Raw genomic sequence first — 12,373 nt, forward strand, 5'->3', positions numbered from 1 at the left:
GTGGGTATCGGTACGATCACAACGGATCTGTGGGCTACACACCGGATGCGCGGAGGTTCGGTGGAACGGTCCCGATTCACGCCCATCAAACTGGGTTAGGCTGCCGACGAGGAGGTGCTGAGCGTGGCCTCGGGCCCTCACGACCCGCGCTCGTCAGGATGGTCGCCGGACGACGCCGCCGACCATGGGAGCACGTCACGCCGATCCGGATCCCACCCGGCCCAGGCATCCCCGCCGACCCTTCACCACTCCCCGCCCGGCCCGCCCGGCGGTCACTCCCGGGGCACCCCCCTCGACTCGCCCTGGGCCCTGCCCCCCTTCGGCGCCCCCACCCCCGGCGAGGGCTCCCCGGACACCGGCGCCCCCGCCGACCCGCCCCGCCCCGCCACCCCGGGCCGCCACCCCTACGCGCGCCCCTACTCCGAACCCCGCCACAGCGCCGACCACCCCGCCCGCGCCCCCTTACCCCCCGACTCCCCGCCGCCCGACCCTTACGGCCTCGATCCCGCGGCCCACGACCCGTACGGTCCGGGCTCCGCGGCGTCCGACCCGTACGGTCCCGGCTCTGCGGCGTCCGACCCGTACGGTCCGGGTTCCGCGGCGTCCGACCCGTTCGGTCCGGGTTCCGCGGGCCCTGGGCCGTACACGGCCGACCCGTACGCGGAGCCGTACTCCGAGGCCGGCGAGCTCTATGAGCCATACCAGGAGACCACCGAGCCCTCGCCGCCTCCCCGCCGCCTCGTGGACCGCCCGGACAAGCTCGTCGCCTCCGGCCCGCCCCGCAAGCCCCCGCGGCACGCCGGCGGCGCCGTCCGGGAGGAGAGGACCGAGGAGCCGGGTCACGCCGAGGAGGCCGCACCCGCCGCCGGAGCCGCGTACGCGGCCGGGAACACCGGGTACGCGGCAGGAGACACCGGGTACGCGGCAGGAGACACCGGATACCAAGCCGGATACGCGGCGGAGGAAGCCGGATACCGGCCCGGGGCCGGCGGGTACGCGGCGGAGGACCCCGGATACCAGGCCGGGGACCTCGAATACCAGGCCGGAGATCCCGGATACGCGGCCGAGGAACCCGGATACGCGGCCGAGGATCCCAGGCATCCGAACGGGCCGTCCGGGATCCGGGTCGGGCCGAACATCAACGCCGAGCCGGAGATCACCTACGGGAACGGCGACCCGCTGGAGGAGACCCCCACCGGCGAGCGGATCGGCCGTCCGCCAGGGGGCCGTCCCGCGACCCCCAGGCGCCCGCTGGGCTCCCGTCCGCCCGCCCCGCCCCCCGACGTGCTCGTGGCCTCCGGCCCGCCCAGGACGGCCAGGGGCGGCCGCGGACGGCACCACCGCGACCAGACCACCACCCGCCCGGCACGCGCGCCACGCAGGACCGTCGTGCCGCGCCGCTCGGGGCGAGGGCTGCTGACACCCGTCTTCGTCGTGGTCGTGCTGCTGGCGGCGGCCGGGCTCGGCCTGGTGATCGTCAACTGGGTGAACTCCCCGACCGGCTCGGGCCTGCGGCTCGCCGCCGGAGACGGCGGCTCGGGCGACCAGGCGTTCGTGGCCCCGGAGGGCACCAGCGGGAACGGCTCCCGCCAGGTGCTCAGCGCGGTCACCTCGGTCGGCTCGACCGTAGTCGCGGTCGGCAGCGACACCACCAGCCCCGTGCCGCGCCCCCTGTTCCTGGTGTCCGACGACGGTGGCGCCACCTGGGAGCTCGGCCGGGTCTCCGGGGCCACCGGATACCAGTCCGCCAGGTCGGCGGGCCGGGTCGCCGGCGGGAACGGCCTGTGGCTGGCCGCGGGCACCGAGGCCCCCGGCGCGGCGGGACCCGCGGCGCGCGGCATGTGGACCAGCACCGACGGCCGTTCCTGGACCGCCGTCGACCCCGCCAGACTCACGCCGTTCTGGAGCGGGGACCGGATCATCGACCTGGCCCGCACCGCCGGCGGTTTCGTCGCGGTGGGGTCCACCGCGCTGCCCGACGGCGGGTACGGCCCGGTCGCCTGGGTCTCGCCGGACGGCCAGAGCTGGAGCCGGGTGGACACCCGGGAGATCGGCACCACCGACAAGGTGCGCGCCATCCGGGCCGTGGCCGCCCGCGGCGACGCCGTCGTCGCGCTCGCCGACCCCGGCAAGGGCGACAGCACCTCGGTCATCCTGCGTTCCCCCGACGGGGGCCGCACCTGGCTGCGCACCGCCGCCGCGCTGCCCGGCGTACGGCCCGAGCCCGGCGCGCTCGCCGTGGCCGACAAGGGCTTCGTGCTGGTGCCCACCCTGCAGAAGTCCGACGCCGGCGAGGTCAAGGTGTACTGCTCCGACCTCGGCGACGAATGGCGCCACTGCGGCGTGATCGAGGGCCTCGGCCGCGAGGCGACCGGCGTGCGCGGCCTGGCCTCGTCCAAGGCGGGCGTGGCGGCGGTCGCCGAGTCCGGCTGGGAGCGGTACGCCGTCTTCACCAGCGACGACGGCAAGAAATGGACCGAGAGCACCGACCTCGGCCAGATCCCCGGCACCCTGCGCGGCCTGGCGATCACCGACGCCGGGACCCTGGTCGCCGCCGGGGACCAGCGGGCCGACGGCCTGGACAACCTGGCGGTCCTGATGACCGCCGGCAAGGGCAAGGCCGCCGCGCCCGTCCCCCTGGCCGACGTCGACGGCCTGACCCGCCAGGCCCGCGACACTGCGGCCCTCGTCGCGGCGGGCGAGTCGTTCGTCGCGGTCGGCTCGGTGAAGGGCGACGCCGGGATCTGGACCAGCCCCACCGGCCAGAACTGGACACCGGCCCGCTCCCCGTCCCTCGGCGGCGCGGGACGGCAGTCGCTGAACGACGTCGCGCACGGCCCGCAGGGCTGGCTCGCGGTGGGCAGCGCCACGGCCGACTCGGCGTTCATCCGGCCGCTGCTGGCCGTTTCCTCCAACGGGAAGGACTGGCGTCCCGCGCCGCAGTCACCCGCTCTCGGCGCCTCGGGCCGGTACGCCGTGGTGCCACGGGTGGTCACCGCAGGGCCCAAGGGGTACGTGCTGGCGGGCGACGACAGCGGCCCCGGCGGGGTGGTCGCCGCGCTGTGGTTCACCGCCGACCTCAAACGCTTCTCCCGCTCCGCGCCGCAGAGCCTGCCCGCCGGGGGCGCCGACGTGCACATCGAGGACGTCACCGCCACCGCCGAGGGCTACCTGGCGGTCGGCGGCTCGGGCAGCACCGGCCGTACGTCCGGCGTGGTGTGGGTGTCGCAGGACGGCCTGAACTGGACCGCCCGCAAGCGGGTGGTGCCGGACGGCGCGCGGTCGGCGAGCCTGCGCCGGGTGGTGGTCCGCGACGGCGACGTGATCGCGGTGGGTGCCGCCACGACCGACAAGGGCGTCGAGCGGCCGTTCGCCGCGGTGTCCGGCGACGACGGGGAGAGCTGGGAGTACTCCTGGCTGCCCGCCGACGACACCGCCGCCGTGCTGGACATGACCTCGTCGCCGTCCGGCCTGGTCGCCGTGGGCTCCTACGGCGCGCCGGCCACCCAGGACGCCACCGTGTGGACGTCCCGCGACGGCCTGGACTGGCAGCGGCACGCGCTGACCGGCGACGGCATGACCGGCGACGGCGCCCAATGGCTCGGCGCCATCGCCGTGATCGACGACCGCGTCGTCGCCGTGGGCCGCTCCACCACCTACACCACCGACCACCTCACCCTGTGGCGCACCACCTTCAGCCGCTGACAGGTGCCCGCCGCTGCCCCGGAACGGCCTCGTCCACGGCGCCATCAACCGCGAACGCGGTACCGGTGCTCCGGGTGGCGTCGCCGCGGAACCGGCCCGTCAGCCGTCGCCGTCCAGCAGGCGCCAGGACGTGAGCGCGTCCAGCAGGCCGGTGGTGAGCGGCAGCCGGGCCAGCTCGGCTGGCGTGAACCAGCCCACGTCGGCCGCGTCGTCCCCGGGCCGGGGCGTGCCGTCCCCCGGCGCGGCCAGGTAGTCGTAGATCTCGTACACCACGCCGCCGGGACCGGGCCGCTCGACCATGCCCGCCAGGGCACCCACCGTGACCGGCACGCCGGTCTCCTCGCGGAGCTCGCGCCGCAGCGCCTCGGCGTCGGACTCGCCGTCCTCCACCCGGCCCCCCGGCAGCGACCACAGGCCCTCCCCGGGCGGGCGCCCGCGCCGGACCAGCAGGAACCTGCCCGCGTCGTCCAGCACGACGCCACCCACGCACCTCACCCGCATGTACCAAGATTACGCCGAGATAACGGGTGGGCCCTTGACTTCACCGCACCGGCGGAAGCACCGTGGGTAACTGTGAGAGCCGCGCCCACCTGCCCCCGCTGCTTCGGCGGCCTGCGCCCGCCCAGCGCGTGGTCCAGCGAGTGGCGGTGCGCCGTCCACGGATCGGTCTTTCCGTACCAGCCGAGACGCCCCTCTCCGGAGGCGCTCGACCTGGTCACCAGACAGGCCAGGGTGCCGTTCTGGCTGCCCTGGCCGCTGCCGGCCGGCTGGCTGGTCACCGGCTTCGGCGATGCCGGCGACGAGCGCACCGGCGCCCGCGGAGGCGTGGTGGCGCTGTCCGGGCCGTCCGTCACCCACGGGCCCGCCGACCTGCTCATCGTGGCCGAGGAGCCCGGGATGGGCCTCGGCGCCGCCTTCGCCGGGCTGGACGGGCCGGACCCCGGCCCCGGGTTCGACGAGGGCCCGCCGAACGCCAAGATCGAAGCGAACGGCCACCCCACCCCGCTGTGGTGGGTGGAGGGCCTGCCGGACCGCGCGGCGTACGTCGGCGAGGCCATGGGCAACTGGCTGTGGATCATCGGCTGGCCCGCCGAGGCGGGACTGCTGCTCACGCTCGCCGAGTTCCTGCTGCGCGATCTGACCGACCGGGACCAAGAACTTGATCTTCCGTTCGGCGCCTTCTCCCCACGACTCGGCGAGGAACCGTGACGCAGGGACCTGCCGCCGCGGAACGTCATCGATTTGCCCGCCCTGACGGGCACGAGTGTTCGGTAAGGTCGTGGCCGTGACAGCGCGTATCGAGCGAGTGGTGACCGAGGGCGTCGTGAATGTCGACGGCGCCGAGCACAAGGTCGAGAACAACACCTGGATCATCGGTGACGACGCGGAGGTCATCGTCATCGACCCCGCGCGCGACGCGGAGACGATCCTTTCCAGCGTGGGCGAACGCGAGGTGCTGGCCGTCGTGTGCACGTGCGGCCTGCCCGATCACGTGGGCGGCGCCATCGAGGTGGCCGCCCGCGACGAGGCCGTGATCGCCCTCAACCGCAAGGACCGCCGCGTGTGGCGGGAGACCTGGCAGGAGACCTATCCCGACATCGACATGGAGGACGAAGGCCTGTTCGGCGTCGCCGACGTCGAGATCGAGGTCATCGCCACGCCCGGGATCACCCAGGGCTGCGTGTGCCTGTACGTGGAGGCCTTGGGCGTGGTCTTCACCGGCAAGACGCTGCAGGCGGACGGCCCCGGCAAGGTCGCGGGGGAGTACCCCGCGCTGGCCGACCAGCTGACCGCCATCGGCGAGCGGCTGTTCACCCTGCCGCACGACACCAGGGTGCTGCCCGCGCACGGCGAGGAGACCACGATCGGCGATCTGGAACCCCGGTTCGACGACTGGCTGTCCGGGTCCCTGACCGGTGAGACCACCGCCCCCGAGGGCCCGCTCTCGGACGGCACCAAGGTCGCCGGAATCAAGCTCGACCTCGACGACGACCGACCCTGATCACCGGCCGGGCCCTCACGTGCCGTGGGCCCGGCGGTACCCGCCACCCCCCCGGGGAGAGGAGTCAGGCCCGCTGTGCGGCAACTCGGTCTCGAACTAGAAGGCATGCCCAAGCGGCTCTACTCGTGCACGCCGTCCAGGCTGAACACCTGGCTCGACTGCCCGAGGCGCTACCGCTTCACGTACCTCGACCGGCCCGCACCGCCCAAGGGCCCGCCGTGGGCGCACAACAGCGTGGGCGCCTCGGTGCACAACGCCCTCGCCGCGTGGTGGCGCGAGCCGTACGACCGCCGCACGCCCGCCGTGGCCGGCATCCTGCTGACCCGTGGCTGGATCACCGAGGGCTTCCGCGACCAGGACCAGTCCACCGAGTGGCGCGACCGCTCCCGTGAGCTGGTCATGGGATACACGAGCACCCTGGACCCCTCCGACGAGCCCGTGGGCGTCGAACGCACCGTCGCCACCCGCACGTCGGTCATCGCCGTCTCCGGCCGCGTGGACCGCATCGACCGCCGCGGCGACGAGCTGGTGATCGTCGACTACAAGACCGGCCGCCGCCCCCTGACCGAGGACGACGCCCGCTCCTCCCTGGCCCTGGCCCTCTACGCCATCTGCGCCTCCCGCGTCCTCCACCGCCCCTGCCGCCAGGTCGAGTTGCACCACCTCCCCACCGCGTCGACAGCCACCTGGCAGCACACCGACGCCACCCTCCAACGCCACCTGTCCCGCGCCGAAGACCTGGCCCAGGAGGCCTCCCAGGCCGACGAGGACTACCGCGCCCTGCGCGACTCCACGGCCCCCGCGAGGACACGGACCACGGCTTCGAGCACGTCGTCCACGACAGAGGCACCCGCCGTGGCCCCGCCGGCTCCCGGCACACCCTCCGCGACCGGTTCCGCCACGGCGAGCCCCCGCGGCGGCGAGCTCCGCGCGAAGCTGGACGAACGCTTCCCCGCCCACCCCGGCCCCATCTGCTCCTGGTGCGACTACCGCCAGCACTGCCCTGAAGGCCAGGCCGCCGGCACCCCCCGCCAGCCCTGGGACGCCCTGGTGGACCTCCGCGAGGACGGCGACCTCAAGGCCACCGCCGGGAACGAGAACTACAGAGCCACCGCCGGGAACGAGAACTTCAAGACCACCCCCGGGAACGAGGGCTTCAAGGCTCCCGCCGGGGACGGCGGGGCCACCGGCGGGGGTCCCGCAACCCCCTGAGCCCCTTGCTCACGTCGTACCCAGCCGCCCCCAGCCGTTCGCGCGCCCCGTCGAGCATCTCCCGCGTGCTCGGCATGAACACCCGCTCGTACACCGGCTCAGGCACCATTTCGAGCGCCCCCCGGAACCCCCGCAACCCCGCCGTCACCAACGCCTCCGGCACTTCCGGCAACACCCCGTACATCCGCCGCGCCCACCCCGGAAGCGTGTAGTAACACAACGCCCCGAACGGCCAGTACAACGGCTTCCCCACCCGCAGATGCCGCAACCTCTCCGGCAGCGCGGGTGAAATCAGGAACCGCACCGCGGCCGCCGCCTCAGGCGTCACCTCAAGCCGCCCCCGGACCCCCCGGAAATACTCCCGCATCTCCCCGACCGACCCCGGCACATCCTCCTCAGCCAACCCCACATAAGCCGCACTCCGCCGCTGCTCCAGGAAATACCGATCAGCCTGCCCCCTGCTCAACCGCACCCCCGCCCGCAAAGCCGTCTCCAAATAAGACGACACCTCCGCACAATGCACCCACAACAAAAGCTCCGGCTCATCCACCCGCCCAACAAACCCCCCAGGCTCCCGAACCCGAAGCCCCCGATGCACCCGCCGAACCCGCCGTCCAACCTCCTCCGCCTCGTCCGGACTCCCGAACGTAACCCGCCCCACAAAATCCGCCGTCCTCAACAACCTCCCCACCGGATCCTCCCGAAAATCCGAATTCTGCCAAACCCCCCGCATAGCCCGAGGATGCAAAGCCTGCAACATCAACCCCCGCACACCCCCCACCCACATCGCCTTCCCCACATGCACCACCCAACTCACCGTTCCAGGCCCCTGCACCACAACCCCACCAAGCTCCCCCATAACGCCTCCATCCCCCCTGAAATGGTGCCTTCGGCGCAGTTCTATCAGTGCGACTCTCGCCGCACATCCCCAGGTCCGCGGCGCAGCACGCGGTTTCCCCGCCTTCGAAACGGTGCCTTCGGCGCATTACTCTCAAGGCGACCTCGCCGCACAGGCTAACGTCCGCCTCGCCATCACATCGCCTCCCGCGGCCGAGGACAGAAAAGCCCCTCCACGCCGTCGTCGGTCCTGTACCTGACCTGAAACCAGACGGCGCGACCCGCGTCGTTCTCCTGAACACCCCACCGTGACGTGATCATCTCCACGAGCAGAAGCCCTCGCCCACCCTCCCCCGACATGTCCCCCCGCACCTGCGGCACAGCCGCACCCCCCGCGTCCACGACATTGACATGAACGAGGTCACCGCAATCAACCACCACCAGGGTCACCCACCCCCCGTCCCCCGAGTCGGAATGCACGATGGCATTGGTGACCACCTCGGAAACCAGCAGCGTCACATCACCCACCACCGGATGCGCGTCCCCAAGCCTCTCCCTGACGTACTCCCGAGCCCGCGCCACCGACCGAGGCACCGCGACCAGATCGATGACCCCGGCCAAACTCCCACGCCCGTCGCCCCCGTACCGAGGCGGAACTCTCTCAGCACTTGTCACGGATCACACCTCCGAAGTGTGCTTCAGCAGCACGGACCCAGCCCCGTGCCGGCCGCCCCCTGCGGCACCAGCCATCACACCGCTCCGTATCCATCCGCTGCCATTGCGAATGCGGGAGACTGAGGAAGACCCACGGTTCTCATGTCTCCGAGGAGCATGTATATGAGTGGCGTCCCGCCCCGCGCGATACGCCTTCGCGCCCTCCCGGCATGACACGTTTTGGACACAACAAGAAATGCCCAGGCGACTCGCAGGCGTCGCTCGCAGGTACGACCCCGGCCTCTTCGGGCAGCCGGCGCCGGCTTCCTCGAACCGGCGGCCTACGAATTCCGCTCCGAACAGGCTCGCTGTCTGCACAACGGACACGAGATTGACCATGCGCGGGAGCATCTGAGAGGTGTGCGGTGACCTTGATCCCCGATTTGACGGAACTCTTCGAAAAGACCCAGCGCTCGGTCACGCACCTCGTGCTGCGTGACACCTACGGAACCAGTGGCATCGGCTACCGGGCCTGGCGGGACGGCGTCCCGATCGAGGAGATCCGGCGGTACGACCACCTCCTGCCGTGGGTGGAGATGGTTCGCGGACACGTCAAGCGAGGGGTGTCCTTCCGCCGTGCCAGGGTGGTGTCCGAACCGCTCAGCGACTACATGCGCTACGAACACGCGATCACTCCTGCCGCCAACCTCAGGGCCGGCGAGCAGGTGCGGTGGCTGCCCCGGACGCAGGCGTACGACCTGGCACTGCCCGGCTGCGACTTCTGGCAGTTCGACGACGAACTCGTGTGCTTCGTCTTCCAGAGCGGAGACGGAGAACCGACCGGTTTCACCCTGATCGACGACAACCCGGCCCTGAGCGAGCTGTGCTCCACAGCATTCGACGCCGTCTGGCGACGAGCCCGCGACCACGGCTTCTACACCCCCGACTTGGGCTCGGCCTGATCCCTGCCTGGCGGGCGATTCTCGGGAAGAAAATGAAAACGGTTGTCGTTGTGGTGGTACGAGTTCGTCAGATGAGAGGAGCTCGGATGGCAGGAAACGGCCTCCGGCCGGTGGTCAGGCTTCGTTCGGCCGCTGGGACCGGCTACACCTACGTCACCACCAAGAACCGCCGCAACGACCCCGACCGGCTGACTCTGCGCAAGTACGACCCGGTCGCGCGCCGGCACGTGACCTTCCGGGAGGACCGATGAAGAAGAACATTCACCCCGACTACCGCCCCGTCGTCTTCCGTGACCCGAGTGCGGACTTCGCCTTCCTCACCCGCTCCACGATCGCCAGTCACCGCACCGTCGAGTGGGCCGACGGCAACACCTACCCCGTGGTCGACGTGGACGTCTCCTCGGCCAGCCACCCCTTCTACACCGGCCGTGGCCGGATCCTGGACACCGCCGGCCGGGTCGAGCGGTTCAACCAGCGCTACGGAAGGTCCTGACGTCCGCCGGCCGCGACACGCGGGGAGAGAAGGGCTGACGGCCCACCGCGGCGAGCTCCCCGGCGTCACGAAGGCGAGCCGGTGAGCGTGGGCGATCCGGGGCCCGGCGGCTCGCCGGGGGCGTGATCGTGGCACTGTGGGCGGCCGGCGGCCTCATGGCGTGCCGGCCGCCGCGTCGATGTCCTTACGCTACGGGGCGGGTGGGTCGCCGGAACTTCGCTTCAGGGGCCGACGGTGCCGGATACGATCTCGGTCTCGCCCCCCGAGCCGATGGGAGGTCCACCATCGCCAAGCCGCCCCCCGCGCGTCGTGCCCGCACGCTGGTCCATACCGACCCGGCGGAGGTGAGCCTTCAGGACGCGCTGGACGCCGTGGCCGACCCGGTGCGGCGCTCCATCCTGCGCGAACTCTCCACCGAGCCGGATTTCTCCCGCGCTTGTGGCACCTTCGACCTTCCCGTCTCCAAGGCCACCGCCAGCCACCATTTCGCCGTCCTCCGCGCGGCGGGTCTTCTGGAACAGCTCGACAGCGGTCCCCGCCGTCTCAACCGGCTGCGCCGTGCCGAATTCGACGCACGCTTTCCCGGCCTCCTGGCCCTGGTGCTCGGGGAGAAGCCCGCCGCCCCGCAGTGATACCAGGGAATCGGTCAGGTGTGGACGTGGTCGACGTTCTGGTAGCACCGCCGGTAGCATGGGGAGTATGAAACTGAGCGTGAGCCTGCCCGAAGAGGACGTCGACTTTCTCGACGGCGCCGTCGCGCGGGGGGATGCCCCGTCGCGGTCCGCCGCGCTGCACGTCGCGATCGAATTGCTCCGGTCGGCCAGTCTGGAGGACGACTACGCCGCCTCCTTCGCGGACTGGGAGTCCGGAGGGGACGCCGCGATGTGGAAGGCCACGACAGCTGACGGTCTCGCCGATGCGGCGCGGTGACATCTACTGGGTCGACTTCAACCCCGTCAAAGGCTCGGAGACGAACAAGATCCGCCCCGCGGTCATCGTCAGCAACGACGCCGCCAACCGCGGCGCCGCGCGTAACGGCCGCGGCGTGGTGACGGTGGTTCCCGTCACCTCCGCCGTCGACCGTGTCTACGCGTTCCAGGTCCTGCTGCGCGCCGCCGAATGCGGCCTCAAGAACGACTCGAAGGCCCAGGCCGAGCAACTCCGCGCCGTCGACGTCGAGCGCCTCGGTCCCCGGGCCGGCCGTCTCACCCCGGCGACCCTCGACCGCCTCGACGCGGCCCTCCGTCTCCACCTGGCGCTGTAGGCGCGTCGCCGGGCGGCTCGGCGAGCCGGGGCCGCATCCATGGGTAGGGATCGGTCAGGGGCTTACGGCCGGCGCGACGGCTGTCCTGGATCCGCTGGAGCGGTTCGCCGGCCGTGTAGTAGCGGCCCCTTCCGGTGCCGTGGGGCACGAGGATTCCGGGGCCGGCGAGCGCGGCCAGGTCGCGGGTGGCGGTCTGGTCCTCCACGCCGGTGCGCTTCAGGTAGCCGGCCCGCCGGATCCGGTAGCCGAGGACGGCCTCGAACATCGCGTCGATAGCCCGCTCCGGCAGTGCGTGCCGGGCGATGAGGTCGTCGAGCTCGGCCCACGTCTCCCCGGCCTGCTGGACGCGCTGGGCCACGGTCTGGGCCTGCATGTGGTGCGCGCGCAGGCTGAACGAGATCCAGAGGCGCGCGTCGCCGCTCGGGCGCCATGAACCGCGGCCGGTGAGGGCCAGGGCGGCGTAGTAGTCCTCGGTGTTGGCGCCGAGCCATTCCTCGATGCTGGAGAACTCCGGCTCGCCGATGTCCGATCTGGTCAGCACGGATGTCGCTAGGGCACGTGCCATGCGGCCGTTCCCGTCGCGGAAGGGATGGATCATCACGAGGTTCAGGTGCGCCATCGCCGAACGGACGACGGGATCGACGTCCGAGCCGGAGCGCAGGCTCTCCACGAGCGCTTCCACGAGAGCCGGGACCTCTGCCGCCTCGGGACCTTCGTAGACCACCCGGTCCGAGCGCTCGTCGTGCACGAACACGGGGCCCTTGCGGTACCGGCCCGGTGACTTCGCGGGGTCGTGGCGAAGCATCATGTAGTGCATCGCGCGGATCTCGGTGGCGTCGAAGCCCGAGTAGTCGTCCTCGCCCCTCGCCAGCACGTAGCCGAGGGCGAAGCGATATCCCTGGATCTCGAGGAACGTCCGTTCGTCGGCGCCGATCGGCCCCTCGTCGTCCAGAGCCGCCGCGGCGTCGTCCTCGGCGACCTGGTACCCCTCGATGCTGTTGGACCCCCTGATGGCGCGGGCGAGGGCCGATCGCCGCAGGCCGCCCTCCCAGCGCTTGGGTGTGCGCAGGACGTGACGAAGCTCTTTGCGCATCTGGTGGATCTCACCCAGGACCGCACGGTCGTCCCCGCTCAAGGGAGGCGTCTCGTAGATCGGCCGATGATGCGATGAATGCTTCATCTAAACATTCTACCCGCGCGATGGCTACTTCAACTAAACATCCATCGCCGCGCGGAGAGCACGC

The 12,373-nt window shown here is 71.9% G+C and carries 14 protein-coding genes; 10 read left to right on the plus strand and 4 right to left on the minus strand.

All coding sequences use genetic code 11. The annotated features are described in order from the left end of the window. The first annotated feature begins 123 nt into the window (after nt 1–123). Entirely contained in the window at nt 124–3,705 is a 3,582-nt protein-coding gene (locus tag ACFP1K_RS09605; protein WP_380749240.1) for a hypothetical protein, read from the plus strand. Nucleotides 3,706–3,804: 99 nt separating this feature from the next. Here the strand turns inward: ACFP1K_RS09605 and ACFP1K_RS09610 are convergent, their stop codons facing one another. Continuing rightward, nucleotides 3,805–4,206: an NUDIX hydrolase gene (locus tag ACFP1K_RS09610; protein WP_380749243.1), complete on the minus strand. Its 402-nt coding sequence runs from the start codon at nt 4,204–4,206 to the stop codon at nt 3,805–3,807. A 72-nt stretch (nt 4,207–4,278) separates the two neighbouring features. Between ACFP1K_RS09610 and ACFP1K_RS09615 the strand changes: the two genes are divergently transcribed. The 3 genes from ACFP1K_RS09615 (at nt 4,279) to ACFP1K_RS09625 (ending at nt 6,919) form a co-directional block, all read left to right on the plus strand. Further along, a complete protein-coding gene (locus ACFP1K_RS09615) occupies nt 4,279–4,914 on the plus strand; it encodes a DUF6758 family protein (RefSeq protein ID WP_380749246.1) in 636 nt (211 codons plus the stop codon). Nucleotides 4,915–4,990: 76 nt separating this feature from the next. Beyond that, a complete protein-coding gene (locus ACFP1K_RS09620) occupies nt 4,991–5,707 on the plus strand; it encodes an MBL fold metallo-hydrolase (RefSeq protein WP_380749248.1) in 717 nt (238 codons plus the stop codon). A 75-nt stretch (nt 5,708–5,782) separates the two neighbouring features. Further along, nucleotides 5,783–6,919, plus strand: coding sequence for a RecB family exonuclease (locus ACFP1K_RS09625; protein ID WP_380749250.1), 1,137 nt, complete (start codon nt 5,783–5,785; stop codon nt 6,917–6,919). Here the strand turns inward: ACFP1K_RS09625 and ACFP1K_RS09630 are convergent. After that, a complete protein-coding gene (locus ACFP1K_RS09630; RefSeq protein WP_380749253.1) occupies nt 6,864–7,778 on the minus strand; it encodes an oxygenase MpaB family protein in 915 nt (304 codons plus the stop codon). The two genes, ACFP1K_RS09625 and ACFP1K_RS09630, sit on opposite strands and share 56 nt — an antisense overlap. A gap of 173 nt (nt 7,779–7,951) precedes the next feature. After that, complete coding sequence (locus tag ACFP1K_RS09635) at nt 7,952–8,431, minus strand: ATP-binding protein (RefSeq protein ID WP_380749256.1); 480 nt, start codon at nt 8,429–8,431, stop codon at nt 7,952–7,954. Between the two features lie 404 nt (nt 8,432–8,835). Here ACFP1K_RS09635 and ACFP1K_RS09640 point away from each other — a divergent pair, with 404 nt between their 5' ends. The 6 genes from ACFP1K_RS09640 to ACFP1K_RS09665 all read left to right on the plus strand — a co-directional run bounded on the left by ACFP1K_RS09640 (nt 8,836) and on the right by ACFP1K_RS09665 (nt 11,129). Beyond that, nucleotides 8,836–9,372 carry a DUF6879 family protein gene (locus ACFP1K_RS09640; protein WP_380749259.1) on the plus strand — a complete coding sequence of 179 codons (537 nt, stop codon included), beginning with the start codon at nt 8,836–8,838 and terminating at the stop codon, nt 9,370–9,372. Nucleotides 9,373–9,458: 86 nt separating this feature from the next. Then, the gene (gene rpmG / locus ACFP1K_RS09645; RefSeq protein WP_380749262.1) at nt 9,459–9,623 is read left to right on the plus strand and encodes a 50S ribosomal protein L33; all 165 of its coding nucleotides are present in this window, start codon (nt 9,459–9,461) and stop codon (nt 9,621–9,623) included. Next, nucleotides 9,620–9,865, plus strand: a complete 246-nt coding sequence (locus ACFP1K_RS09650; protein WP_380749265.1) for a type B 50S ribosomal protein L31 — start codon at nt 9,620–9,622, stop codon at nt 9,863–9,865. Before rpmG ends, ACFP1K_RS09650 begins: the two co-directional genes overlap by 4 nt. Nucleotides 9,866–10,209: 344 nt before the next feature. Then, nucleotides 10,210–10,497, plus strand: coding sequence for an ArsR/SmtB family transcription factor (locus tag ACFP1K_RS09655; protein ID WP_380749268.1), 288 nt, complete (start codon nt 10,210–10,212; stop codon nt 10,495–10,497). 67 nt (nt 10,498–10,564) lie between these two features. Then, nucleotides 10,565–10,795 carry a ribbon-helix-helix domain-containing protein gene (locus tag ACFP1K_RS09660; protein ID WP_380749271.1) on the plus strand — a complete coding sequence of 77 codons (231 nt, stop codon included), beginning with the start codon at nt 10,565–10,567 and terminating at the stop codon, nt 10,793–10,795. Continuing rightward, nucleotides 10,782–11,129, plus strand: a complete 348-nt coding sequence (locus ACFP1K_RS09665; protein WP_380749274.1) for a type II toxin-antitoxin system PemK/MazF family toxin — start codon at nt 10,782–10,784, stop codon at nt 11,127–11,129. Before ACFP1K_RS09660 ends, ACFP1K_RS09665 begins: the two co-directional genes overlap by 14 nt. Here the strand turns inward: ACFP1K_RS09665 and ACFP1K_RS09670 are convergent. Next, on the minus strand, nt 11,071–12,309 hold the full coding sequence (locus ACFP1K_RS09670; protein ID WP_380749277.1) for a Fic family protein: 1,239 nt from the start codon (nt 12,307–12,309) through the stop codon (nt 11,071–11,073). The genes ACFP1K_RS09665 and ACFP1K_RS09670 overlap by 59 nt on opposite strands. Between the last annotated feature and the right edge of the window lie 64 nt (nt 12,310–12,373).

Origin of the sequence: Sphaerisporangium aureirubrum (assembly GCF_042658925.1) — a bacterium.
GTDB classification, from domain to species: Bacteria; Actinomycetota; Actinomycetes; order Streptosporangiales; family Streptosporangiaceae; genus Sphaerisporangium; species Sphaerisporangium aureirubrum.